Source organism: Burkholderia sp. 9779_493, from assembly GCF_015712215.1.
GTDB lineage: Bacteria > Pseudomonadota > Gammaproteobacteria > Burkholderiales > Burkholderiaceae > Burkholderia > Burkholderia cenocepacia.
This window is the reverse complement of sequence record NZ_JACCQA010000065.1, coordinates 1-22,975: the sequence shown is the minus strand read 5'-3', so window position 1 is coordinate 22,975 and position 22,975 is coordinate 1. Positions and strand designations below refer to the sequence as shown.

The 22,975-nt window shown below is 64.6% G+C and carries 26 protein-coding genes; 15 read left to right on the top strand and 11 right to left on the bottom strand.

Features of this window, described 5'->3' with window-relative positions; genetic code table 11:
• On the bottom strand, positions 1–200 hold a 200-nt coding region (locus H0X95_RS34510; RefSeq protein ID WP_321161794.1), incomplete at its 3' end, for an acetyl-coenzyme A synthetase N-terminal domain-containing protein.
• Positions 201–519: 319 nt separating this feature from the next.
• Here H0X95_RS34510 and H0X95_RS34505 point away from each other — a divergent pair.
• From H0X95_RS34505 to H0X95_RS34465, 9 genes are all read left to right on the top strand, one after another.
• On the top strand, positions 520–1,428 hold the full coding sequence (locus H0X95_RS34505; protein ID WP_059720734.1) for a DMT family transporter: 909 nt from the start codon (positions 520–522) through the stop codon (positions 1,426–1,428).
• A 112-nt stretch (positions 1,429–1,540) separates the two neighbouring features.
• Positions 1,541–2,125, top strand: a complete 585-nt coding sequence (locus tag H0X95_RS34500; RefSeq protein ID WP_012492727.1) for a TIGR00645 family protein — start codon at positions 1,541–1,543, stop codon at positions 2,123–2,125.
• 44 nt (positions 2,126–2,169) lie between these two features.
• The gene (locus H0X95_RS34495; RefSeq protein WP_006482750.1) at positions 2,170–3,693 is read left to right on the top strand and encodes a fumarate hydratase; all 1,524 of its coding nucleotides are present in this window, start codon (positions 2,170–2,172) and stop codon (positions 3,691–3,693) included.
• Positions 3,694–3,887: 194 nt separating this feature from the next.
• On the top strand, positions 3,888–4,364 hold the full coding sequence (gene bfr, locus H0X95_RS34490) for a bacterioferritin (RefSeq protein WP_006482753.1): 477 nt from the start codon (positions 3,888–3,890) through the stop codon (positions 4,362–4,364).
• Between the two features lie 34 nt (positions 4,365–4,398).
• Entirely contained in the window at positions 4,399–5,256 is an 858-nt protein-coding gene (murI, locus tag H0X95_RS34485) for a glutamate racemase (RefSeq protein WP_034201521.1), read from the top strand.
• Between the two features lie 152 nt (positions 5,257–5,408).
• Positions 5,409–5,645 carry a (2Fe-2S)-binding protein gene (locus H0X95_RS34480; RefSeq protein ID WP_006482749.1) on the top strand — a complete coding sequence of 79 codons (237 nt, stop codon included), beginning with the start codon at positions 5,409–5,411 and terminating at the stop codon, positions 5,643–5,645.
• A 218-nt stretch (positions 5,646–5,863) separates the two neighbouring features.
• The gene (locus H0X95_RS34475) at positions 5,864–6,595 is read left to right on the top strand and encodes an energy transducer TonB (protein WP_059720735.1); all 732 of its coding nucleotides are present in this window, start codon (positions 5,864–5,866) and stop codon (positions 6,593–6,595) included.
• 35 nt (positions 6,596–6,630) lie between these two features.
• A complete protein-coding gene (locus tag H0X95_RS34470) occupies positions 6,631–7,365 on the top strand; it encodes a MotA/TolQ/ExbB proton channel family protein (protein ID WP_006483875.1) in 735 nt (244 codons plus the stop codon).
• 13 nt (positions 7,366–7,378) lie between these two features.
• Positions 7,379–7,807 carry an ExbD/TolR family protein gene (locus H0X95_RS34465; RefSeq protein ID WP_006478310.1) on the top strand — a complete coding sequence of 143 codons (429 nt, stop codon included), beginning with the start codon at positions 7,379–7,381 and terminating at the stop codon, positions 7,805–7,807.
• A 377-nt stretch (positions 7,808–8,184) separates the two neighbouring features.
• On the opposite strand, the gene H0X95_RS34460 is transcribed toward H0X95_RS34465, so the two are convergent.
• Positions 8,185–9,159, bottom strand: a complete 975-nt coding sequence (locus H0X95_RS34460; RefSeq protein ID WP_006483884.1) for a LysR family transcriptional regulator — start codon at positions 9,157–9,159, stop codon at positions 8,185–8,187.
• Between the two features lie 121 nt (positions 9,160–9,280).
• On the opposite strand from H0X95_RS34460, the gene H0X95_RS34455 reads away from it, so the two are divergent.
• The 3 genes from H0X95_RS34455 (at position 9,281) to hemP (ending at position 11,120) form a co-directional block, all read left to right on the top strand.
• Complete coding sequence (locus H0X95_RS34455; protein WP_059720736.1) at positions 9,281–10,153, top strand: pirin family protein; 873 nt, start codon at positions 9,281–9,283, stop codon at positions 10,151–10,153.
• A 98-nt stretch (positions 10,154–10,251) separates the two neighbouring features.
• Positions 10,252–10,734 (top strand): SRPBCC family protein, encoded by a 483-nt coding sequence (locus H0X95_RS34450; RefSeq protein WP_006483882.1) that lies wholly within the window; start codon positions 10,252–10,254, stop codon positions 10,732–10,734.
• 140 nt (positions 10,735–10,874) lie between these two features.
• Complete coding sequence (hemP, locus tag H0X95_RS34445) at positions 10,875–11,120, top strand: hemin uptake protein HemP (RefSeq protein ID WP_006483877.1); 246 nt, start codon at positions 10,875–10,877, stop codon at positions 11,118–11,120.
• 277 nt (positions 11,121–11,397) lie between these two features.
• On the opposite strand, the gene H0X95_RS34440 is transcribed toward hemP, so the two are convergent.
• From H0X95_RS34440 to uvrB, 5 genes are all read right to left on the bottom strand, one after another.
• Positions 11,398–12,795, bottom strand: coding sequence for a 4Fe-4S binding protein (locus tag H0X95_RS34440; RefSeq protein WP_006483874.1), 1,398 nt, complete (start codon positions 12,793–12,795; stop codon positions 11,398–11,400).
• Complete coding sequence (locus tag H0X95_RS34435) at positions 12,792–13,634, bottom strand: FTR1 family iron permease (RefSeq protein ID WP_006483868.1); 843 nt, start codon at positions 13,632–13,634, stop codon at positions 12,792–12,794. The genes H0X95_RS34440 and H0X95_RS34435 overlap by 4 nt, the downstream gene beginning before the upstream one ends.
• 58 nt (positions 13,635–13,692) lie before the next feature.
• A complete protein-coding gene (locus H0X95_RS34430; protein WP_059720737.1) occupies positions 13,693–14,025 on the bottom strand; it encodes a cupredoxin domain-containing protein in 333 nt (110 codons plus the stop codon).
• Positions 14,026–14,080: 55 nt separating this feature from the next.
• Positions 14,081–14,632, bottom strand: a complete 552-nt coding sequence (locus H0X95_RS34425; protein ID WP_006483880.1) for an iron transporter — start codon at positions 14,630–14,632, stop codon at positions 14,081–14,083.
• Positions 14,633–14,859: 227 nt separating this feature from the next.
• Positions 14,860–16,950 (bottom strand): excinuclease ABC subunit UvrB, encoded by a 2,091-nt coding sequence (gene uvrB, locus H0X95_RS34420; RefSeq protein ID WP_006483873.1) that lies wholly within the window; start codon positions 16,948–16,950, stop codon positions 14,860–14,862.
• A 258-nt stretch (positions 16,951–17,208) separates the two neighbouring features.
• On the opposite strand from uvrB, the gene H0X95_RS34415 reads away from it, so the two are divergent.
• Positions 17,209–18,408, top strand: a complete 1,200-nt coding sequence (locus tag H0X95_RS34415; protein WP_006483879.1) for an amino acid aminotransferase — start codon at positions 17,209–17,211, stop codon at positions 18,406–18,408.
• Positions 18,409–18,526: 118 nt separating this feature from the next.
• On the opposite strand, the gene H0X95_RS34410 is transcribed toward H0X95_RS34415, so the two are convergent.
• On the bottom strand, positions 18,527–19,315 hold the full coding sequence (locus H0X95_RS34410) for a 3-hydroxybutyrate dehydrogenase (protein WP_006483876.1): 789 nt from the start codon (positions 19,313–19,315) through the stop codon (positions 18,527–18,529).
• A 166-nt stretch (positions 19,316–19,481) separates the two neighbouring features.
• Here H0X95_RS34410 and H0X95_RS34405 point away from each other — a divergent pair, with 166 nt between their 5' ends.
• Both H0X95_RS34405 and H0X95_RS34400 read left to right on the top strand, forming a co-directional pair.
• The gene (locus H0X95_RS34405) at positions 19,482–20,453 is read left to right on the top strand and encodes a potassium channel beta subunit family protein (protein ID WP_059723890.1); all 972 of its coding nucleotides are present in this window, start codon (positions 19,482–19,484) and stop codon (positions 20,451–20,453) included.
• Positions 20,454–20,554: 101 nt separating this feature from the next.
• A complete protein-coding gene (locus H0X95_RS34400) occupies positions 20,555–21,400 on the top strand; it encodes a 23S rRNA (adenine(2030)-N(6))-methyltransferase RlmJ (protein WP_034201517.1) in 846 nt (281 codons plus the stop codon).
• A 15-nt stretch (positions 21,401–21,415) separates the two neighbouring features.
• Here H0X95_RS34400 and H0X95_RS34395 read toward each other — a convergent pair whose 3' ends face one another.
• From H0X95_RS34395 to cueR, 3 genes are all read right to left on the bottom strand, one after another.
• A complete protein-coding gene (locus H0X95_RS34395; RefSeq protein WP_048984153.1) occupies positions 21,416–21,784 on the bottom strand; it encodes a hypothetical protein in 369 nt (122 codons plus the stop codon).
• Positions 21,785–21,897: 113 nt separating this feature from the next.
• Positions 21,898–22,044 carry a DUF3563 family protein gene (locus tag H0X95_RS34390; RefSeq protein WP_006478295.1) on the bottom strand — a complete coding sequence of 49 codons (147 nt, stop codon included), beginning with the start codon at positions 22,042–22,044 and terminating at the stop codon, positions 21,898–21,900.
• A 215-nt stretch (positions 22,045–22,259) separates the two neighbouring features.
• The gene (cueR, locus tag H0X95_RS34385) at positions 22,260–22,664 is read right to left on the bottom strand and encodes a Cu(I)-responsive transcriptional regulator (RefSeq protein ID WP_006483878.1); all 405 of its coding nucleotides are present in this window, start codon (positions 22,662–22,664) and stop codon (positions 22,260–22,262) included.
• Positions 22,665–22,975 lie beyond the last annotated feature (311 nt).

Here is a 22,975-nt window from a genome sequence, read left to right as displayed (position 1 = left end):
TCGTCGAGCACCTTCGTGAACGGCTTGTGCCACGTGAGGCCTTCGCGCGCGAGACGCGCCCAGAAGCCTTCGTAATCCTGCTCGGCCTCGGCGACGAGCGCGCGATAGGCCGGCATGCCGGAAATGGCCGCCGTCTTCTCGAGCGCCGCGGGCGGCGCGAACTGACGGGTTTCGTGAAGAACCGATTCAATCGCAGACATCGACTACCCCTTGGTGAACATGAATCCTCTGCATGGCGGCGCGATCGTGCGCGCCGCGCGTCGTCTTGGCCGGCGCCTGCGCGCCGCTGTCTCCCACCACCCGCACGCGACCGCGAAGGCCTGCGCACGATGCTGCACCGCACCACATCACGCGAACGTGACCCGCGGCCCGGCGGTTTCCACGATAAGCGCTCCAACTTACCCGTCACTTACGCGGCATGGCCGTTTCGTGCACCGGGCGGCGCGCATCGAGGTCAGCTTTACGCTGTTACAACCGCGACCCTACAATCCTAACTGAACTCGCCTTCCGGATTCCAGCTTGAATCGCTACGCCCTCTTCCTCATCCTGTCGATGCTGTTCGTCGGCAGCAACGTCGGTATCGGTAAATCCATCGTTGCATTCGTTCCCGTCGCCATCCTCGCCACGCTGCGCTTCGTGATCGCGATCGCCGTGCTGTGGCCGCTGTTCAGCCCCGTGAAGATGCGTGCGGTCAAGCGCGGCGAATGGCTGAACCTGTTCCTGCAGGCCTTCTTCGGCACCTTCATGTTCACGCTGCTGATGCTCAACGGCGTGCAGCGCACGAGCGCGGTGGCCGCGGGCGTCATCACGAGCACGATCCCGGCGATCGTCGCGCTGTTCGCGTGGCTGATCCTGCGTGAAAAACCGAACGGCCGTGCGCTCGTGTCGATCGCGCTCGCGATCGTCGGCGTCGTGACGATCAATCTCGCCAACGGCAGCGCATCCGGTCACGGCACGCCGGGCGACGCGTCCGGCTCGCTCACCGGCAACCTGCTGATCCTCGGCGCGGTGTGCTGCGAATCGATCTACGTGATCCTGTCGCGCCGCCTCACGCAGACGCTCGCACCGATCGACATCTGCGCGTACACGCACCTGTTCGGCCTGTTCCTGATGCTGCCGCTCGGCGCGACCGCGCTGTGGCACTTCGATTACGCGAGCGTGCCGGCCGGCACCTGGGCGCTCGTCGTCTGGTACGGACTATCGGCCAGCATCGTCTCGTTCTGGCTGTGGATGAAGGGCATCCGGCACGTGCCGGGCAGCCTCGCCGGTGTGTTCAGCGCGGTGCTGCCGATCGCCGCGGCCGCGTACGGCATCGCGTTCCTCGGGGAGCGCCCGACGCTCGCGCACGGCGTCGCGCTCGCGTGCGTCGTCGCCGGCATCGTGCTCGCGAGCCTGCGCGTGAAACGCGTGCCGGCCGCGGCCTCCTGATCCGTCCCCGGGCGTGCCGGCGCGTCGCTGCAGTCGCGCCGGCCGACGCGTTACAATAGCGCGCCTTTTCAAGATTACCCCCGATACCTGCGCACCGCGCCCGTACCCCGACATGTCCGCCCCGCACTCGCCCGGCCATCCCGGCCGTCGCCCGCTTCGCCCCCTCCCCGCGCTGATTTTCATGAGCCGCTGGCTCCAGGTTCCGCTCTATCTGGGCCTGATCGTCGCGCAGGCCGTCTACGTGTTCCTGTTCCTGAAAGAAGTGTGGCACCTGCTGTCGCATGCGACGGGCCTCGACGAAATCAGCGTGATGCTCGCCGTGCTCGGCCTGATCGACGTGGTGATGATCTCGAACCTGCTGATCATGGTGATCGTCGGCGGGTATGAAACGTTCGTGTCGCGGCTCGGCATCGAGGGCCATCCAGACGAGCCCGAATGGCTCGACCACGTGAACGCGGGCGTGCTGAAGGTCAAGCTGTCGATGGCGCTGATCAGCATTTCGTCGATCCATCTGCTGAAGACCTTCATCAACCCCGACCAGCACACGACGCACGCGATCATGTGGCAGGTGATCATCCACGTGTCGTTCCTCGTGTCGGCGCTCGTGATGGCGTGGGTCGATCGCCTGACGACGCACACGCACCCGGCCCATTTCCACGAGGCGCACGCACCCGCGGCGTCCCGACCGGCGGCCTGAACCGTCGGCAACATATTCCCCACTGTCCCCACAGAGTCTCAGCCATGACCGTCATCAAACAGGAAGACCTGATCCAGAGCATCGCGGATTCGCTGCAGTACATCAGCTACTACCACCCGCTCGACTACATCCAGGCCCTCGGCCGCGCGTACGAGCTGGAAGAGAGTCCGGCGGCGAAGGACGCGATCGCGCAGATCCTCACGAACAGCCGCATGTGCGCGGAAGGCCGCCGCCCGATCTGCCAGGACACCGGCATCGTCACGATCTTCGTGAAGGTCGGCATGGACGTGCGCTGGGACGGCGCGACGATGGGCCTCACCGACATGATCAACGAAGGTGTGCGCCGCGGTTACACGCACCCGGACAACGTGCTGCGCGCGTCGATCGTCAATCCGCCGGAAGGCGCCCGCAAGAACACCAAGGACAACACGCCGGCCGTGATCCACTACGAGATCGTGCCGGGCGACAAGGTCGACGTGCAGGTCGCCGCGAAGGGCGGCGGCTCGGAGAACAAGTCGAAGTTCGTGATGCTGAACCCGTCCGATTCGATCGTCGACTGGGTGCTGAAGACGGTCCCGACGATGGGCGCCGGCTGGTGCCCGCCGGGCATGCTCGGGATCGGCATCGGCGGCACCGCCGAGAAGGCGATGCTGATGGCGAAGGAATCGCTGATGGAGCCGATCGACATCCAGGAAATCATCGCGCGCGGCCCGAAGGACTGGATCGAGGAACTGCGTGTCGAACTGCACGAGAAGGTCAACGCGCTCGGCATTGGCGCGCAGGGCCTCGGCGGCCTCGCGACCGTGCTCGACGTGAAGATCATGGCGGCGCCGACGCACGCGGCCTCGAAGCCGGTCGCACTGATCCCGAATTGCGCGGCCACGCGCCACGCGCACTTCGTGCTCGACGGCTCGGGCCCGGCCAAGCTGGAAGCGCCGTCGCTCGACGCTTGGCCGAAGGTGCAGTGGGAACCGAACACGGAAACCAGCAAGCGCGTCGACCTGAACACGCTGACGCCGGAAGAAGTCGCGAGCTGGACGCCGGGCCAGACGCTGCTGCTGTCGGGCAAGATGCTCACCGGCCGCGACGCCGCGCACAAGCGCATCGCCGACATGCTCGCGAAGGGCGAGAAGCTGCCGGTCGACTTCACGAACCGCGTGATCTACTACGTCGGCCCGGTCGATCCGGTGCGTGACGAAGTGGTCGGCCCGGCCGGCCCGACGACGGCCACGCGCATGGACAAGTTCACCGAGACGATGCTCGCGCAGACGGGTCTGATCTCGATGGTCGGCAAGGCCGAACGCGGCCCGGTCGCGATCGACGCGATCAAGAAGCACAAGGCGGCCTACCTGATGGCGGTCGGCGGCGCGGCCTACCTCGTGTCGAAGGCGATCCGCGGCGCGAAGGTGCTCGCGTTCGAAGACCTCGGCATGGAAGCGATCTACGAGTTCGACGTGCAGGACATGCCGGTGACGGTCGCCGTCGATTCGTCGGGCACGTCGGTGCACCAGACGGGTCCGAAGGAATGGCAGGCGAAGATCGGCAAGATCCCGGTCGCCACCGCTTAAGCGCGATCGAACGAAAGGCCGGACGGGAGTCCGGCCTTTTTACTTCTCATTCTCATTATTGTGTTCGGCCGGTTATTCGAGGCTGATTCTCATTACACGCAAAAGGCAGGCCCGACAAGGCTTCGAGGCTTGGCTTTTCTCGTTCGAGCGATTATCGTTCGGTTTCTGAAGCCCCACTGAACAAGGAAACAGCCATGCAAGGCGACAAGAAAGTCATCGAATATCTGAACGCCCAACTGAAGAATGAACTCACGGCGATCAACCAGTACTTCCTGCATGCGCGCATGTACAAGCACTGGGGCCTCGACAAGCTCGGCAAGCACGAATACGACGAGTCGATCGGCGAAATGAAGCACGCCGACTGGCTGATCGAGCGCGTGTTCATGCTCGACGGCCTGCCGAACCTGCAGGACCTGCACAAGCTGCTCGTCGGCGAGGAAACCGAAGAGATCCTGAAGTGCGACCTGAAGCTCGAGCAGATCTCGCAGTCCACCTGCAAGGAAGCGATCGCCTACTGCGAATCGGTGCGCGACTACGTGTCGCGCGAGATCTTCGAAAAGATCCTCGACGACACCGAAGAGCACATCGACTGGCTCGAAACGCAGATCGACCTGATCGGCAAGGTCGGCCTGCAGAACTATCAGCAAACGATGATGGGTTCGCCCGAGTAATCGCGCCGCCTGCCAGCCTGCCGCCCGCCTGACGATGACGAACCCGTCCAACGCTACCGCGCTGCGCGCCGCCGCCCCTGTCGGCATCTTCGACTCGGGGCTCGGCGGCCTGTCGGTGCTGCGCGCCGCGCGCGCGCACCTGCCCGACGAATCGTTCGTCTACGTCGCCGACTCGCACCACGCGCCGTACGGCCCGCGCGACGAAGCCTTCATTACGGAACGCACGCTGGCCATCGGCGAGTGGCTCGCCCGTGAAGGCGCGAAAGCGCTCGTCATCGCGTGCAACACGGCAACGGCCCGGGCGATCGCGGCCATCCGCGAACGCCTGTCGATCCCGCTCGTCGGTGTCGAGCCGGGCATCAAGCCGGCCGCCGCGCTGTCCGCGACCGGCGTCGCGGGCGTCCTCGCCACGCAATCGACGTTGAACAGCCCGCGCTTCCAGGCGCTGCTCGACCGCTACGGCGCCGGCCGCCGCTTCATCTGCCAACCCGGCCACGGGCTCGTCGAAGCGATCGAACGCGGCGACACGAACTCGCCCGCGTTGCGCGCGCTGCTCGAGCGTTACATCCAGCCGATGCTCGACGACGGCGCCGATACGCTGGTACTCGGCTGCACGCACTACCCGTTCTTCACAGAAACGATTCGTGACCTTGTTGGCGAGCGCCTGACGATCGTCGACACGAGCGACGCCATCGCCCGCCAGCTTGCGCGGGTCCTCGACGAACGCGGGCTGCGCGCCCCGGCCGGCACGCACGCCGCGTCGCCGCGTTTCTGCTCGACCAGCGACGGTCTGCAGCTGCGCGCGCTCGCCTCGACGCTGCTCGGCCTCGACGCGCCGGTCGAATCCGTCACCATTTCCTCGCCGAACGCGCGCGCCTGCGCGACCGCCTGACGCGGGGGCCGGCACGCCGGACGCTCTCGGCGGCCTGACCGCCCCGCCGTTTCAAGGGTCCGATGACCTTAAAAAAAGCCCAACCCAGGCTTGTCAACGCCCGCAAAATTAATGATAATAATTCGCATTAACGTTAGCTATCGCAACTCATCATGATCGTCTGCGTGTGCAAGTCTGTTTCCGATCGCAAGATTCGCGCGTCCCTCGCCGAGGGCGTGAATTCTTTCGATGAACTCCAGTTCGAGCTCGGCGTGGCCACGTGCTGCGGCAAGTGCGAGGAGTCCGTACGCGACCTCATGGCCGAGCAAGGCGTCTGCGCGAGCCGGTGCGGCGTCGAGCATCATGCGCATCCGATCCCGGTCACGTTCTACGACCGCAAGGCGGCCTGAGCGGCGCCGAGCGTGCGCATGCGGCCCAGGCCGCATTTTTTGTTTTGACCGTCAGCAAGCCACCGTCCGCGCGAGCCAACGGCTTACCTGCCAAGGAGCCTGTGATGGAATTGCTGATCGGATTCGTAACCACCGTTTGCATCTCGCTGCTGATCTTTCGCAAGTGATGCCGATTCACCCGCCGCGCCCCGGGTGCGACGTCGTTCTTTCAAGCTAACATGCAGGCTTCGCATCTCGCTCCTGCCGGCGCCATGCCGGCTGCACCACGTATGAATCCCCGAGTGATCGTCGTCGCGGTCGGTGTGCTTGCCGCACACGCGATCATGCTGACGGCCGCGTGGCTCCATCGCAACGCGCCGCCGCCGAAATCGGTCGAGGTCCAGACGATCACCGCACAGCTCATCACGCCCGCGCCGATCGCGCAGCAGGTCGCGGCCGAGTCGATCCCGCAGCCCGCGCCGCCGAAGCCGGTGCCGCGCGTGAAGCCGAAGGTCGAACCGAAGCCGGTGCAGAAGGCGGCGGAGCCGACCCCGCAGCCGGTTGCGCCCTCGCCCGCCCCGTCGCCTACACCCGCTCCCGCCGCCGATCCGACACCGGCGCCCGCCGCGCCCGCTCCCGCCGCACCGGCCGCCACGCCGGGCCCGGCGCGCGAAACGATGCAGGTCAGCGCGCCGAAGAACGTGCCGACGCTCCAATGCAACTTCGTGAAGCCCGACTATCCGTCGATGTCGCGCCGTCGCGGCGAATCGGGCACCGCCTATGTTCACTTCGTCGTCGGCGTGACCGGCAAGATCGAAAGCATCGATCTGCAGAAGAGCAGCGGCTATCCGCGCCTCGACGAAGCCGCACTCGACGCGATGCGCTCGACCACCTGCCGTCCGTACATCGAGAACGGCCAGGCGATCCGCGCCGCCCGCACACAGCCCTACAGCTTCGGGCTCACCGACTAACCTGCCTCATCCGGAAGATTCAAAGGAAACAAAAAATGCAAAGCTACGGTATCGCGCACGTCTGGGCGCAAGGTGATTTCGTCACGCGCGCCATTGCGATCACGCTGCTCGTGATGTCGGTCCTGTCGTGGATCGTGATCGTCATCAAGGGCTGGAACGTGATCCGCCTGAACCGCCTCACGAAGAACGCCGAACAGGCTTTCTGGCATTCCGACAATTTCGACGACGGCATCAAGAAGCTCGGCCTCGCCGCATCGACGCCGAACGACAACCCGTTCCTCGCGCTCGCGCTGTCGGGCAAGGAAGCCGCCGACCATCACCACCAGACGCAACCGCACCTGCACGATCGCATGGACGTGTCGGACTGGGTCACGCGCTGCCTGAAGGACACGATGGACGAAGGCATCTCGCGCATGCAGAGCGGCCTCGCGATCCTCGCATCGGTCGGCAGCACCGCGCCGTTCGTCGGCCTGTTCGGCACGGTGTGGGGCATCTATCACGCGCTGCTCGCGATCGGCGCCACCGGCCAGACGTCGATCGACCAGGTCGCGGGCCCGGTCGGCGAATCGCTGATCATGACGGCCTTCGGCCTGTTCGTCGCGATTCCCGCGGTGCTCGGCTACAACGCGCTGACCCGTGCGAACAAGGGTGTGGTCAGCAAGCTGCGCCGCTTCGCGCACGGTCTGCACGCGTACTTCGTGACGGGCGCGAGCCTCGCGTCGTCGTCGACGCGCGACGGCCTGCGTCTCGCCTCGCGCGCCGCCAGCTGAGACGAGGTGAACCATGGCCATGAACACCGGTTTCAGCGACGATGACGACGATGCCGTGATGAGCGAGATCAACATGACGCCGCTCGTCGACGTCATGCTCGTACTCCTGATCATTTTCCTCGTGACGATCCCGGCGATGCAGCATGCGGTGAAGATTGACCTGCCGCACGCCAGCAGCCAGCCCGTCGACGAAAAGCCGCAGACCGTCGACGTCGCGATCCAGGGCGACGGCACAATCCTGTGGGATGACCACACGGTCACGCGCGAACAACTGCAGGCACGGATCGCGGAAGCCGCGAAACGCACGCCGCAGCCCGAGTTGCACCTGCGCGCCGACCGCAAGGTCGCGTACGAGCACGTCGCGGAAGTGATGTCGGATGCGCAGGCTGGCGGCTTGACGAAGCTCGGCTTCGTGACGGAGCCGGGCGCAAAAGCGAAGTAACGCGCGCACGCCCCGCCGTTGCCAGCGGCAACGGCGCACCTGGCCGGTCGCGCACAAAGTAAAAGGCCTTCATCGCCAGATGAAGGCCTTTTTTCATGCGCACGCGGGCGCCTTCGGGCGGCGGGCTCTTTGGCGGTATCGGTTGCGCCTCGAGCAACGCAAATGCGACTCTGCCGTGGTCTGCACGGACTGCGCGTTCTGCCCTATCTGGCTCGCAATATATGCGGCCACCTGATTTCGCTCAGAACTTCCTTCACGAAATGGGATTTCAATATAGGCCCGCCCGCGCACGCATTCAAGGTTCCGGCGATTGAAACTTGCGATTGCAGGCGACGCTTCAATGACAAAACAAATTTGCGTCGTCGTACACGCCGTGTTCAGGTCGCCGAAACATCGACCGCCGCTTCCTTCTTCGCGCGCTCAGGGCAGCCGGGCTCCTTGTACGCGCCGTGGTCGAGCTTCTCGACCAGGTAATCGACGAACGCACGTACCGCGGGCGGCATCCCTTGGCGCGACACGAACACCGCATACAACTGCGGCACCGGCAGCGTCCAGCCCGGCATCACGGGCGACAGTTGCCCCGCGCGCAGCGCGTTGCCGTACATCATCTCCGGCAGCGCGGCGATGCCGAGGCCGTCGAGCACGGCCTCGCGGATCGTCATCAGGTCGGCCGTCACGAGCCGCGGATCATGCTCGTGCACGTGGCGCGTCCCGTCCGGCGCGATCAGGTTGAATACGTGCCGGCCGTCGACGCTCGGCGTATCGAGCGTCTCGAAGCCGGTCAGATCGTCCGGCGCCAGCGGCGGCGCATTCTGGCTCAGCAGGCTCGGCGCACCGACCAGCATCTGCTCGGTGCGCCACAGCGGCCGCACGACGATGTTGGCGTTCTGCGGCGGCTCCGAGCGCACGCGCAACGCGACGTCGATCGAATCCTCGAACAGGTCGATCACGCGATTCGTCACGCGGACATGCACCTTGACCTCGGGATAGCGGCGCAGGAATTCGGGCAGGATGCGCGACAGCATCGTCTGCGACAGCGTCACCGGCACGCTGACGCGCACCGAGCCGCGCGGCGACGCGCGCAGCTGCTGCACCGCGTTCATCGCGGCCTGCGCTTCGGCGAGCATCGCCTGGCAGTGCTGGTAGAACAGCTCCCCCGCCTCGGTCAGCGCGAGCTTGCGCGTCGAACGCTGCAGCAGGCGCACGCCGAGCGCGGCCTCCAGCTCGGTCAGGCGCCGCGACAGACGCGATTTCGAGATGCCCAGCACGCGCTCGGCGGCCGAGAAGCCGCCATGTTCGACGACCTGCGAGAAGTACATCAGGTCGTTCAGGTTATGTGCATCGATATTCATCTCATCGTTCCAATTTCAGAACAATCCATTGCGAACGGCCGCAAATCGGACGGTAAAACGCCCAATATAATAGCGCTATGTTTCAAAAATAACGCTATTCCGATGATTTCGAGGGCTTCCCATGACCACCGCTCGCTCGCTTGATCGTACCTACCCCGCGCTTCGCACCACCGAAGGCGGCGGTTTCGTGGTTCACCGTCCGTTCCCGACACGGCTGCTGATGGACTTCGATCCGTTCCTGCTGCTCGATGAAATGGGCCCGGTCGACTACGCGCCCGGCGAAGCCGTGGGCGCGCCCGACCATCCGCATCGCGGCTTCGAGACCGTGACCTACGCGCTGGACGGACGCTTCCGCCATCGCGATTCGTCCGGCCATGCCGGCACGCTCGGCCCCGGCGACGTGCAATGGATGACGGCCGGCGCCGGCGTCGTGCACAGCGAGATGCCGGACCCGTCGTTCGCGCAGGCAGGCGGACGTTCCCACGGCTTCCAGCTGTGGGTCAACCTGCCGCGGCGCGACAAGATGATCGCACCGCGCTACCAGGAGATCCCGGCCGCCCGCATTCCGACCGCGACGTCGCCGGACGGGCGCGCACGCGTGCGCGTCATCGCCGGCGAAGCATTCGGCGTCCAGGCCGCGATCGAGACGCGCACACCGATCCTCTACCAGCATTTCACACTGGAGCCCGGCGCAACGGTCACGCAGCCCGTGCCGGCCGGTTATCGCGTGTTCGCCTATCCGATCGACGGAACGGGCCGCTACGGGCCCGACAGGCAGGCTGTGGACGCACGGCACATGGTCGTCTACGGCGACGACGGCGACACCGTCACGTTCGCTGCCGGCGACACGTCGCTCGACCTGTTGCTGATCGGCGGCGTGCCGCTCAACGAACCGATCGTCCGTTACGGCCCGTTCGTGATGAATACCGAGGAGGAGATCCGACAGGCCGTCGTCGACTACCAGACCGGTCGCATGGGTCGCATCGAAGCGTGAACCGGATCGGGGTCGCAGGTGCCGCGAAGCCGGTGGTTTTGCGTCACAATAAGTTCTTGAACCATGTGGCCACCCGCCACCAGAAGGAACCCGTCCCCTTGAACTTCGAACATCTGATCCAGATCAACTCCGACGATCCGGGCGTGCCGACCCTCACCCGCGACCAGCTCTGGGAAGGCCTCGTGCTGCGTGCGGAGCAGCCGCAACTGTTCGTGATCGGCCTCGACAGCTGCGTCATTCACGAACGCACCGACACGACGCTCGAACGCGAACTGCATTACGGTCACGCGACCGTGCGCGACCACGTGACGTTCACGCCGAATCAGCAGGTCCGCTACGACATCCGCGCGGCCGACGGCGAGATCGGCGGCTCGCTGACGATGACGATCGAAGAGCGCGACGACCGCGAACTGTTCCTGCGTTTCGAGTACCGCACGACGCTGACGGTCACGGACGACAGCGAAGAAGCGCGGCAGACGCACGGGATCGTCAAGGAGGCATACCGCACGTCGGACATCGACACCGTTCGCCTGATCCGCGAATACGCGCAGGGGCGCAAGGACCCTGATCCGCTGCACTGAACCCGGCGGCGGCCTGCGGGCCGCCGCTTTTGATTCAAGCTATCAGCCTCGGTATTTCGATCGATAAAGAGTTTTTGTAAATGGGAATAGTTATCATTTAGAATTCATTCCATCGTATCGACAGTCACCGATCAAACCGAATGACCGACACCATGCGCCCGACCACGCTGACCCTGCGCCGCACGACCGGCACCGCAGCCAGCAGCCGTCAGAAGACGGCAGCGGTCACCACGCCGGCGAAACCCGCCGGCAACCGCGATGCAGGCACGCGGGTCGTCAACAGCGATACGCTGCTGCAAGGCCAGAGCCACATCAGCATCGCGCATAACGGAGAGACTTATCAGTTGCGCGCCACGCGGCTCGGCAAACTGATCCTGACGAAGTAACGACCGAGTATTGTGGGGACCACCTCCCTGAGAGGTGTTGGGCAGTAGCCAGCGTAACGGCTTGCACGCGAGATCTAGACCCCTTCGTGCAAACACACTCAAGCAGCCGTTGCAGCAAGCCAAGCCACTTTTTTGGTTCTCGCACAAGGAAGAAAAAAGCGACACGTCCAACGACGTGTCGCTTTTTTGTTCGAGCCGCGAATGGGCCAGGCATGCGGCCCGCGTGTATGTGGCCGCACAACGCACGACGGCCGAAGAAAGTGGCATGCAAGCCGCTTCAGAATCCCCAGAACATCAACCACCATGCGCTGTCGACGACGGCCAGCCCGACGGCGAACCACGCGAATGCCGCGAGCCGGCGCGGCCATGCCGCATAGCGCCCCGTCACCTTCCACGCGAGCCACGCGCTCCACACGTTGGCACCGACCAGAATCGCGATGCGCACATCGGTTGCCCAGCCGAGCGGCACATGCTCGGCGCGCAGCAACGACAGCGTCGTGGCCGACAGTCCGAGGAACACGCCCGCACCCGCGATCGGGATCAGCGCCTGGGCGAGGTGATGCAAACGCACGCGATCGAAGCGGCCGAGCATCAGCGTTGCGCCGGCCAGCAACACCAGCAACGCCGTGCCGTACACGAGTCCGGTACCGACGATATAGCTGACGACCAGCCCGCCATCGAGCCAGGAGAACACGTCGTTGCGATCCGGGTAGTGCGTGAGCAGGAACCACGGCGCATTGGTCTCGAGCGGCCACGTGATGTCGTGGTCGATCAGCCAGCCCGCGAGCCATTGCTTGATCTGCACGAACCACGGGCTGACGGTCCAGTGGAACGCGCCGATCGCCACGCCGAGCAGGCCGTAGAGAATCAGTGCGGTGTCCCACGGGTTGGCCTGCTCCGCACCGAGGTTCACGACCTCGTCGGACGGCGAGCGCAGCGACAGCGAAATCGCGTCGCGATGCCCGCTGCAACGACCGCACATATGGCAGGCCGCCGCACCCTTCATGTTGCGCAACGGCACGAGCGGTGCGCAATTGATCGGAATCACGCGATGGCCGTGCTCGCCGTTCTTGTACGAACGGCGCCACGCATCCTCGTCGACCTTGTAGCGCATCGGCGCGAGCCGCGCGAGCAGCCCGAACACGCCGTTGACCGGGCACAGGTACTTGCACCACACGCGTTTTTCGCGACCGTACAGCACGCCGATCACGATCGCGCCGACGGTCGAGCCGCCGAGCACGAACAGCACCGCGAGCGGGTACTGGTACACGCTCACCATCTGTCCGTAGATCGTCGTGATGCCGAACGCGACGAACGGCCAGCCGCCCCACCGGATCCAGCGCGGAATCGGGCCGCCGCGGCCGAACTTGCTCGCGTATTCGGTGAGCGCGCCCTCCGGACACAGCACGCCGCACCAGACGCGTCCGAGCATCACCATCGACAGCAGCACGAACGGCCACCAGATGCCCCAGAACGCGAATTGCGCGATGAGCGTGAGGTTGTTCCACAGATGCGCGGAATCGTCCGGCAGCGGCAACACGGCCGGCACGATGATCAGGAACGCGTAGACGGCGACGACGATCCACTGGATACCGCGGATCAGCGCACCGTGGCGCTGCATCCACTGGCCGGCCTGCGCGAGCCAGCCCGGCTTGACGGCGGCGACAACGCTCATGCCGCGCGACCCGCAGCAACGGCCGGACGGCGGCTCGCGCGCTTCATCAGCAGCCAGACGACCGCCCAGTAGACCGCATAGGCCACCAGGTTGGTCAGCGCCGGGTGTGCGCGATAGCCGGTCAGCGTCGCGACGAGCGAGCCGAACGTGCCCGAATCATCGAGGATCGCGGACGTATCCCACACCTGCGAAATGCCGAGCGGCAGGATTTCCTTGTCGATCAGCTTGTCGACGCCGGTCTGGAACAGGCCCGCACCGAGGAACAGCAGCATCACTTCGGTGACGCGGAAGAAATGCCGCCACGAGAAGTACTTGCCGCCGAGCTGCAGCAGATAGAACGTGAGGAACGCGAGACCGAGACCGATCACGACCGCGAGCATCTGGCTGCCGTCGACGTGGCCCGACTGGCCGAAACCGAGGCCGTACAGGAAGATCACCGTCTCGCTGCCTTCGCGCGCGATCGCGAGCGCGACCAGCACGGCGACGCCCCACCAGTTCGAATCGCGCGTGCTTTGCTGCAGCGATTGCTCCATGTCGCGCTTCAGCGTGCGCCCGTGCCGGCGCATCCACAGCACCATCTGCACGATCAGCACGCACGCGATCAGCACCATCGCCGTCTGGAAATAGTCCTGCGCGTCGCCGGACAACACTTCGGTGAACCCGACCAGCGCGGCGCCGAGGCCGACGGCCATCAGCAGGCCGACAGCGACGCCGGCCCAGAGGAAAGGCAGGCCGCGGCGCGCGTCGTCGTCGCCGTTTTTCAGCCATGCATAGAGAATGCCGACGACGAGCAGCGCTTCGACGCTCTCCCGCCAGACGATGAACAAGATCTGACCCATCGATACCTCCTGACGCGCGGGGCAAGGGACTGGCGCGCCCGCGCGCAGATAAAACGCGTTACTTCGCGACGATCACGCCCTGAGCCTGCTGGTGGAAATCGTCGAAAAACTTGTATTCGCCCCGCGACAGCGGGGCGACGACCACGAATGAATCGGCGCCCGGCGCGAGCACCTTCTCCTTGCGCAACTGCACGCTCTCGAATTCGGCGGCGCCCTTGCCGGTGTTCCTGATCTCGATCTTGAAACGCTGGCCGGCCGGCACTTCGATGCGGGCGGGCGTCAGTTTGCCATCCGTCATCTCGAGCTTGAACGTCGGCAGATCGGCCGCATGCGCCGCGCCGGCAAGCCACAGCGCAGCGGCTGCGGTAACGATTTTCTGGGGAATTTTCATTCTGGGTTCTCTACGCCGACGGCGCGCCGAAGCGCGCCGTTCGTGATGCCACCGATCAGTAACCGCCCTTCTTGCCGATACCGGCGAACGGGAAGTCGTACTCGAGCGTGATGGGCTTGAACCACGGGCCCACGCCCGTTTCCTTGTCGACGTGGCGACCGAACGCCATGTGGCCCGACTGCATCGGCGGCTTGACGACCATCGTCAGGTGATACTTGCCGGGGCCGGCGAGCTTCACGTTGTCGCCGTAGTGCGGGCCGTCGCTCGCGACCATGCCCATCAGGTCGCCTTCGGCCTTCCACTTCGTGTCGCCCTGCTTCGTCAGCTTGTACGTGACCTGCAGGTACGGCATCCAGTCGCCTTCCGCGAAACCGGTCGGGTTGTTCTTGACCGCATGGATGTCGGCCTCGAGGTGAATGTCGGAATCCGACGCCTTGCGCATCATGCCTTCCGGGTCCATCGTGATCGGCTGCAGGTACACCGCGCCGATTTCCATGCCGCCCTGGATCTGCTGCTTGCCGATCGGATACTCGGCCGCCGAGGCCGACATCGCGGCAAGCGCCGCCGCTACCGCAACCGTCGTGCGGATGAACGAAGAACCCAACATGGACACTCCTTGTTATTTGTCTGACTATCTTGACGACATGCGAGCGACCGCCGGGGCCACCCGCTGGAAACACTAACGCGACGAAGAACGTTAATGCGAACTATTCTCAATACATGTGGAGTTTAGCACCGAACCCGTTTCGGAACAAACGGAGAGCGCTGTAAACCCCTGATCCGACAAGGCTTACAGGCGCTTTACCAAAAGGATTCAGTGACGCTTGGAAAGATTTACCGACCGCCGCTGATGTGGTCGCCGACGTTCGCGCCGAACACGCGTTCGCGCAGCACGGCAAGCTGGTCGCGGGTGGCGGCGGCTTTCTCGAATTCGAGGTTCTTCGCGTAGTCGGCCATCTGCTTCTCGAGACGCTTGATTTCCTTCGCGAGTTGCTTTTCCGACATGTCCTCGAATTTCGCGCGCTGCTGTGCTTCCTTCAACTCCGCACGCGCGTCGTCGGCGTTGTAGACGCCGTCGATGATGTCCTTGATGCGCTTCACGACGCCGCGCGGCGTGATGCCCATCTTTTCGTTGTAGGCGATCTGCTTCGCGCGGCGCCGCTCGGTTTCGCCGATCGCGCGCTTCATCGACTCGGTCATGTTGTCCGCGTAGAGGATCGCCTTGCCGTTCACGTTCCGCGCGGCGCGGCCGATCGTCTGGATCAGCGAGCGCTCGGCGCGCAGGAAGCCTTCCTTGTCCGCGTCGAGGATCGCGACGAGCGACACTTCGGGAATGTCCAGACCCTCGCGCAGCAGGTTGATCCCGACCAGCACGTCGAACGTGCCGAGCCGCAGGTCGCGGATGATCTCGACGCGCTCGACCGTGTCGATGTCGCTGTGCAGGTAACGCACCTTGACGCCATGGTCGGCCAGGAACTCGGTCAATTGTTCGGCCATGCGCTTCGTCAGCACGGTGATCAGCACGCGCTCGCCGGCCTTCACGCGGGCGTTGATCTCGGTCAGCACGTCGTCGACCTGCGAGCTCGCCGGGCGCACTTCGATTTCCGGATCGACGAGGCCCGTGGGTCGCACGACCTGCTCGGCGATCTGCCCCGTCACGCGCTTCTCGTAATCGGCCGGCGTGGCCGACACGAACACGACCTGGCGCATCTTGCGTTCGAACTCGTGGAACTTCAGCGGCCGGTTGTCGAGCGCCGACGGCAGGCGGAAGCCGTAATTGACGAGGTTTTCCTTGCGCGCGCGGTCGCCGTTGTACATCCCGTTGAGCTGGCCGATCAGCACGTGCGATTCGTCGAGCAGCATCAGCGCATCGGGCGGCAGGTAGTCGACGAGCGTCGGCGGCGGATCGCCGGGCGCCGCGCCCGAGAAATGCCGCGAATAGTTCTCGATGCCCTTGCAGAAGCCGAGCTCCTGCAGCATCTCGAGATCGAAGCGCGTGCGCTGCTCGAGGCGCTGCGCCTCGACGAGCTTGCCCTCGCGATGGAAGAACTCGAGCCGTTCGCGCAGTTCGTCCTTGATCGTCTCGACCGCGCGCATCACGGTGTCGCGCGGCGTCACGTAGTGCGACGACGGATACACGGTGAAGCGCGGAATCTTCTGCCGCACGCGCCCGGTCAGCGGATCGAACAGCTGCAGCGTCTCGACTTCGTCGTCGAACAGTTCGACGCGCACGGCCATTTCCGCATGTTCGGCCGGGAAGATGTCGATCGTGTCGCCGCGCACGCGGAACGTGCCGCGCTGGAAATCCTGCTCGTTGCGCGTGTATTGCATCGCGATCAGCCGCGCGATCACGTCGCGCTGGCCGAGCTTGTCGCCCGTGCGCAGCGTCAGGATCATCTGGTGGTATTCGGACGGGTTGCCGATACCGTAGATCGCCGACACGGTCGCAACGATCACCACGTCGCGACGCTCCATCAGGCTCTTCGTCGCCGACAGCCGCATCTGTTCGATGTGCTCGTTGATCGACGAATCCTTCTCGATGAACAGGTCGCGCTGCGGCACGTAGGCCTCAGGCTGGTAGTAGTCGTAGTACGACACGAAGTACTCGACCGCGTTGCGCGGGAAGAACTCGCGGAACTCCGCGTAAAGCTGGGCCGCGAGCGTCTTGTTCGGCGCGAACACGATCGCCGGGCGGCCGAGCCGCGCGATCGTGTTGGCCATCGTGAAGGTCTTGCCCGAACCGGTCACGCCGAGCAGCGTCTGGAAGGCAAGGCCATCGCCGACGCCTTCGACGAGCGTGTCGATCGCGGTCGGCTGGTCGCCCGCGGGCGGATACGGCTGGTAAAGCTGGAACGGCGACCCTTCGAAAGTGACGAATTTGGATTCGTCGAGCGCGTCGCCGACTTCGGCATGATGTTCGGACATGGAATACGGCCGGAGCAAGGGCAAAAAAAGCATTCTAGCGCTTCGCGGCCGCGCGAACTGCTGTCGGCTCCTGACGCGCGACGGCCGCCCGAAATCGCGATTCGCCGCCGAAACGCGACGGAATCACCGCCCCCGCCAGCGCGAATTCGCTACAATATCAGGCTGCTGCGCTTTCCGGCGTCGCGCCGTGGGCGCGGTCCGCTGCGCCCGTCCCGCCGGCTGAAAGCCTGACCCTCTTTTCACTACTGCCGAATCATCATGTCGCTCTTCTCCGCTGTCCAGCTTGCTCCCCGCGACCCGATCCTGGGCCTGAACGAAGCCTTCAACGCCGATGCGCGTCCGACCAAGGTCAACCTCGGCGTTGGCGTGTACACGAACGAAGACGGCAAGATTCCGCTGCTGCGCGCGGTGCGCGAAGCGGAGAAGGCACGTGTCGAGGCCGGCCTGCCGCGCGGCTACCTGCCGATCGACGGGATCGCCGCCTACGATGCGGCCGTGCAGAAGCTGCTGCTCGGCAACGATTCGCCGCTGATCGCGGCGGGCCGCGTGGTCACGGCCCAGGCACTGGGCGGCACGGGCGCGCTGAAGATCGGCGCCGATTTCCTGCGCACCGTGAATCCGAACGTGAAGGTCGCGATCAGCGATCCGAGCTGGGAAAACCACCGCGCGCTGTTCGAAGCGGCCGGCTTCGAAGTCGTCGCCTACCCGTATTACGACGCGGCCACCAACGGCGTGAACTTCGAAGGCATGCTGTCGGCGCTGAACGGCTACGCGGCAGGCACGGTCGTCGTGCTGCACGCGTGCTGCCACAACCCGACCGGCGTGGACCTGACCGAAGCGCAATGGCAACAGATCGTCGACGTCGTGAAGGCGCGCAACCTCGTGCCGTTCCTCGACATGGCCTACCAGGGCTTCGGCGAGAACATCGACGCCGATGCCGCTGCCGTGCGCCTGTTTGCCGCGGCCGACCTGAACGCATTCGTGTCGTCGTCGTTCTCGAAGTCGTTCTCGCTGTATGGCGAGCGCGTCGGCGCGCTGTCGATCATCACGTCGAGCAAGGAAGAAGCCACGCGCGTGCTGTCGCAACTGAAGCGCGTGATCCGCACGAACTACTCGAACCCGCCGACCCACGGCGGCGCGGTGGTCGCAGCGGTGCTCGCGTCGCCGGAACTGCACGCTTCGTGGGTGCAGGAACTCGGCGAAATGCGCGATCGCATCCGCGCGATGCGCAATGGTCTCGTCGAGCGCCTGAAGGCAAGCGGCGTCGATCGCGATTTCAGCTTCATCAACGCACAGCGCGGGATGTTCTCGTATTCGGGCCTGACCTCGGCGCAAGTCGATCGCCTGCGCGACGAGTTCGGCATCTATGCGGTCGGCACGGGCCGGATCTGCGTCGCCGCGCTGAACACGCGCAACCTCGACGCGGTCGCCAATGCGGTCGCAGCAGTCCTGAAGTAAAGCCGCGTCGGGCGGCAGCCGTCACCGGGCCCGCCCTGCCGACATGAAAAACGCGCTCCACGGAGCGCGTTTTTTTGTACCGTTCAGCGCGGTGGACGGCTATGCCGCCCGCCCCGCGTTACTGCATGAACCAGCCGTGGCTGACGACCACCGACTGGCCCGTGAGCGCGGCGCTCGGGAACGCCGACAGGAACAGCACCGTCTGCGCGACGTCCTGCACCGTCGTGAATACGCCGTCGACCGTGTTGCCGAGCATCACCTTCTTGATCACCTCCTCTTCGCTGATGCCGAGCTCCTTCGCCTGCTCCGGAATCTGCTTGTCGACCAGCGGCGTGCGCACGAAGCCCGGACACACGACGTGCGAGCGCACGTTGTGCTTCGCGCCTTCCTTCGCCAGCACGCGCGCCAGGCCGAGCAGACCGTGCTTGGCCGTCACGTACGCCGACTTCAGCGGCGACGCTTCGTGCGAGTGCACCGAACCCATGTAGATCACGACGCCGCCGCGATCGTCCTTGTACATATGCTTGAGCGCGGCCTTCGTCGTCAGGAACGCGCCGTCCACGTGGATCGCCTGCATCTTCTTCCAGTCGGCGAACGAGTAGTTCTCGATCGGGTTGACGATCTGGATGCCCGCGTTCGACACGAGGATGTCGACCGAGCCGAACGCTTCGGCCACCTTGTCGATGCCGGTGTTTACGGCTTCCTCGTTGGTCACGTCCATCGCGACGCCGATCGCCTTGCCGCCTGCCTTGTTGATCTCGTCGGCGACCGCGTTCGCGCCGTCCTGGTTCAGGTCGGCGATCGCGACGGCCGCGCCTGCCTTGGCGAGCTCCAGTGCGATTTCTTTGCCGATGCCGCTCGCGGCGCCCGTGACGACTGCGGTCTTGCCGCTCAGATCTGCTGCCATATCCGTCTCCTTCCGTTATCGGATCGAATAAAACACGCGCCCGCCCGCATCCGCGCTCATCGCGAAATCGTGGCGGCGTGCCAGGCGTCATTGTGCACGATCGGCCCCGCCGTTCGCGTGCAAAACGTCTAAGCTTAAGGTCGGTTCCGTTCAGCAGGAGATTCTCATGCACTATCGACGGCTAGGCCGCTCCGGCCTGCAAATCAGCGAGCTTTCCCTCGGGTCGTGGGTGACATACGGCAACCAGGTCGATCAGCGGGTCGCGCGCGAATGCCTCGCCTCGGCACGCGATGCGGGCGTCAATTTCTTCGATAACGCCGAGGTCTACGCCGGCGGCAAATCCGAGGAAATCATGGGCCACGCGCTCAAGTCGCTCGACTGGCCGCGCGTCAGCTATATCGTGTCCACGAAGTTCTTCTGGGGGCTCGCGGAAGCCCCGAATCAGTATCACACGCTGAACCGAAAATACCTGCTGAATGCGATCGACGGCTCGCTGCGCCGGCTGCAGCTCGACTATGTGGACCTCGTCTATTGCCATCGTCCCGATCCCCATACGCCGATCGAGGAAACCGTCTGGGCGATGAGCGACATGATCGTGCGCGGCAAGGCGCTGTACTGGGGCACGTCGGAATGGAGCGCCGACGAGATCCGCGCGGCATGCGAGATCGCCGAGCGGCATCATCTGCACAAGCCGGTCGTCGAACAGCCGCAGTACAACCTGTTCCACCGCACCCGGGTCGAGCAGGAATATGCGCGGCTCTACGACGATTACGGCCTCGGCCTCACGACCTGGAGCCCGCTGGCGTCGGGGCTGCTCACCGGCAAGTACCGCAACGGCGTGCCAGCCGGCAGCCGCGCGCAGTTGCAGGGCTACGACTGGATGCGCGAACGGCTGACCGATCGGGCCGCCAACGACATCGTCGAGCGGCTCGGCGAGATCGCCGCCGAACTCGGCTGCAGCACCGGCCAGTTGGCGATCGCGTGGGTACTGTCGAATCCGCGCGTGAGTTCGGTCATCACGGGTGCATCGCGGATCGACCAGATCGGCGACAACATGCGCGCGCTCGAGGTTGCCGCGAAGCTGACGCCGGATGTGAAGCAACGCATCGAGGCGGTGGTCGGCGACGCATACGAGTGAGGCGACTCGCGTACAATACGCGGCCGCATCGGCGCGCGGCCTCACGGCCGCGCACGATCGCCCGCTTTCATCGATTCACCCTTCGTTTCAGGCAGCCAGCCATGCTCAGTTATCGTCACGGTTTTCACGCAGGCAACCACGCGGACGTGCTCAAGCACGCCGTCGTCGTCCAACTGCTGCGCTACCTGAACAAGAAAGACAAATCGTACTGGTACATCGATACGCACGCGGGCGCCGGCGTGTACTCGCTGCGCGACGGTTATGCAGCGAAGACGTCGGAATTCGATACCGGCATCGGCCGACTGTGGAACGAAAAGAACCTGCCGGAGGCGCTCGGCGACTATGTGGATGAAGTCCGCGCGCTGAACGACGACGGCGAACTGCACTTCTACCCGGGTTCACCGTACATCGCATGGCGATCGATGCGCGAGCAGGATCGTATGCGCCTGTTCGAAATGCACACGACGGAAATCGATGTGCTGCGCCACAATTTCCGCGATGCGGGGCGACGCGCGATGATCTTCGCCGGTGACGGCTTCGAAGGTATCAAGGCGCTGCTGCCGCCGCCGCCGCGACGTGCACTCGTGCTGATCGATCCGTCCTACGAGGACAAGAAGGACTACGCGCGCACGGTGAGCTGCGTGACGGAATGCCTGAAGCGTTTCGCGACCGGCTGCTATGCCATCTGGTATCCGCAGGTCACGCGGACGGAATCGCAACGCTTTCCCGAGCAGTTGAAGCGCCTGCAGCCGAACAACTGGCTGCACCTGACGCTGACGGTGTCGAATCCGCCGACCGACGGGCTGGGCCTCTACGGCAGCGGGATGTTCATCCTCAATCCGCCGTATACGCTCGCCCAGAGCATGAACGAGGTTCTGCCCTACCTGGTCGAGATGCTGGGACAGGATAGCGGCGCTCGCTGCCAGATCGAGCACCGCGGCAACTGATCCGGCGACCGGCCGTTACGGCTGCGGTCGCGGCGCGAGCCTCGGCTGATAGGCGGGTTGCCCGTCCCACGCGGGAACATTGATATACGGGGCGACGAACAATGGAACCGACGTGTTCGGCGCCTGCCCGGCCGGAGCGCGCATGCCTGCCGGCTCGGCGATCGGCTGCGACGACAGCGGTGCCGTCTGCAGCACCCATCCGCCCTTGCCGTCCTGGATACCGCGCTGCGTATCGAGCACCAGCGGTTTGGACGATGTCGCGGCACCAGCCGCGAGGCCATGGACGAGCACAGCCGCGCCCAAAACGAGACGCGCGCGGGCACTGCGACGCACATCGACACCCAAACGCATGATCGTGTCCTTCAGGATGAAAAGCAGGTCCATACCATAGCGCTGCACCGACGATTTCGCCAGATCCGACGCACAAAAAACAAAGCCCCGTCAATACGGGGCTTGCTTATCGTTCGGCGCCGCTCGGCACCTGACGGGGACTGCGATTACAGCGAGTAGCCGTTGGTTTCGAGCGAGCGGATGCGGCTCTCGAGCTGGACGATGTCCGACGACGTGGCGAGGTAGGCCTCACGGCGCTCACGTTCTGCGGATTCGAACCAGTTGCTCAGCTTTTCGACGATGTAGGCGATCATGACGTTCTCCAAGGAAGAGGGACCCCTGGTGAATCGAGATTCAGGGATTTCCCGTATAGGGTTATCCCGAATTATAGCGACGCCGCACCAAGATGCTAGTGAAATACTTGCATGGCAACCATTCCCATTTGGAATGGACTGAGGCAAACATCACATAACCCATTGATTTTGATGGATATTGCTCCAGGGCTTGTTTTTAGGCTCGAGAACACGCACTAATTTGGTTCATCGACCGGGTCGGCGAGGCGCGCCAAAATCGGGCATTCAGGTCGTCCGTCACCATGGCAGTGCGCGGCGAGGTCGGCCAGTGTGTCGCGCATGTCGCTTAGCTCCGCGATGCGTTTGTCGAGTTCGGCCACATGCTCGAGAGCGATCGATTTCACTTCGGCGCTGGCGCGTGAGCGATCCTGCCAGAGCATCAGCAGCTTGCGAATGTCCTCGACGAGAAAGCCGAGCCGTCGCGCCTGACGGATGAACCGCAGGGTATGGACTTCGTCCGCGCCGTAGATCCGGTAGCCGGCATCGGTGCGCTTGCTCGGCGCAAGAAGGCCGACTTGTTCGTAGTACCGGATCATTTTTGCGCTGACCCCGGATTCGCGCGACGCGTCGCCGATATTCATTCCTCGCCCTCTGCCCTCAAAACCTGGTTTCGAACACGAACGTCGGCGGATGCCATTGTCGACGACAGTTCGATCGTATCAAATCGCGGGACTTTGTTCGGGGGACGGCTTGGTGGCGGGAGCCGGAGGATCTGATCTGGCGCGCATACCGTTTCGCGCTTCGCCGCACGATTTTTTTGGCGCACCAATGCAAAAACCCCCGCCTTTCGGGCGGGGGTTTCTGGCTTAGGGAGCCTGACGATTACCTACTTTCACACGGGAATCCGCACTATCATCGGCGTAGAGTCGTTTCACGGTCCTGTTCGGGATGG

What these genes read in the sequence shown, in the direction of transcription:
- H0X95_RS34500 (WP_012492727.1), top strand. Translation starts at nt 1,541, where the DNA reads ATGTCCGCCCCGCACTCGCCCGGCCATCCCGGCCGTCGCCCGCTTCGC.
- H0X95_RS34495 (WP_006482750.1), top strand. Translation starts at nt 2,170, where the DNA reads ATGACCGTCATCAAACAGGAAGACCTGATCCAGAGCATCGCGGATTCG.
- bfr (WP_006482753.1), top strand. Translation starts at nt 3,888, where the DNA reads ATGCAAGGCGACAAGAAAGTCATCGAATATCTGAACGCCCAACTGAAG.
- murI (WP_034201521.1), top strand. Translation starts at nt 4,399, where the DNA reads ATGACGAACCCGTCCAACGCTACCGCGCTGCGCGCCGCCGCCCCTGTC.
- H0X95_RS34480 (WP_006482749.1), top strand. Translation starts at nt 5,409, where the DNA reads ATGATCGTCTGCGTGTGCAAGTCTGTTTCCGATCGCAAGATTCGCGCG.
- H0X95_RS34475 (WP_059720735.1), top strand. Translation starts at nt 5,864, where the DNA reads ATGCAGGCTTCGCATCTCGCTCCTGCCGGCGCCATGCCGGCTGCACCA.
- H0X95_RS34470 (WP_006483875.1), top strand. Translation starts at nt 6,631, where the DNA reads ATGCAAAGCTACGGTATCGCGCACGTCTGGGCGCAAGGTGATTTCGTC.
- H0X95_RS34465 (WP_006478310.1), top strand. Translation starts at nt 7,379, where the DNA reads ATGGCCATGAACACCGGTTTCAGCGACGATGACGACGATGCCGTGATG.
- H0X95_RS34460 (WP_006483884.1), bottom strand. Translation starts at nt 9,159, where the DNA reads ATGAATATCGATGCACATAACCTGAACGACCTGATGTACTTCTCGCAG.
- H0X95_RS34455 (WP_059720736.1), top strand. Translation starts at nt 9,281, where the DNA reads ATGACCACCGCTCGCTCGCTTGATCGTACCTACCCCGCGCTTCGCACC.
- hemP (WP_006483877.1), top strand. Translation starts at nt 10,875, where the DNA reads ATGACCGACACCATGCGCCCGACCACGCTGACCCTGCGCCGCACGACC.
- H0X95_RS34440 (WP_006483874.1), bottom strand. Translation starts at nt 12,795, where the DNA reads ATGAGCGTTGTCGCCGCCGTCAAGCCGGGCTGGCTCGCGCAGGCCGGC.
- H0X95_RS34435 (WP_006483868.1), bottom strand. Translation starts at nt 13,634, where the DNA reads ATGGGTCAGATCTTGTTCATCGTCTGGCGGGAGAGCGTCGAAGCGCTG.
- H0X95_RS34430 (WP_059720737.1), bottom strand. Translation starts at nt 14,025, where the DNA reads ATGAAAATTCCCCAGAAAATCGTTACCGCAGCCGCTGCGCTGTGGCTT.
- H0X95_RS34425 (WP_006483880.1), bottom strand. Translation starts at nt 14,632, where the DNA reads ATGTTGGGTTCTTCGTTCATCCGCACGACGGTTGCGGTAGCGGCGGCG.
- uvrB (WP_006483873.1), bottom strand. Translation starts at nt 16,950, where the DNA reads ATGTCCGAACATCATGCCGAAGTCGGCGACGCGCTCGACGAATCCAAA.
- H0X95_RS34415 (WP_006483879.1), top strand. Translation starts at nt 17,209, where the DNA reads ATGTCGCTCTTCTCCGCTGTCCAGCTTGCTCCCCGCGACCCGATCCTG.
- H0X95_RS34410 (WP_006483876.1), bottom strand. Translation starts at nt 19,315, where the DNA reads ATGGCAGCAGATCTGAGCGGCAAGACCGCAGTCGTCACGGGCGCCGCG.
- H0X95_RS34405 (WP_059723890.1), top strand. Translation starts at nt 19,482, where the DNA reads ATGCACTATCGACGGCTAGGCCGCTCCGGCCTGCAAATCAGCGAGCTT.
- H0X95_RS34400 (WP_034201517.1), top strand. Translation starts at nt 20,555, where the DNA reads ATGCTCAGTTATCGTCACGGTTTTCACGCAGGCAACCACGCGGACGTG.
- H0X95_RS34395 (WP_048984153.1), bottom strand. Translation starts at nt 21,784, where the DNA reads ATGGACCTGCTTTTCATCCTGAAGGACACGATCATGCGTTTGGGTGTC.
- H0X95_RS34390 (WP_006478295.1), bottom strand. Translation starts at nt 22,044, where the DNA reads ATGATCGCCTACATCGTCGAAAAGCTGAGCAACTGGTTCGAATCCGCA.
- cueR (WP_006483878.1), bottom strand. Translation starts at nt 22,664, where the DNA reads ATGAATATCGGCGACGCGTCGCGCGAATCCGGGGTCAGCGCAAAAATG.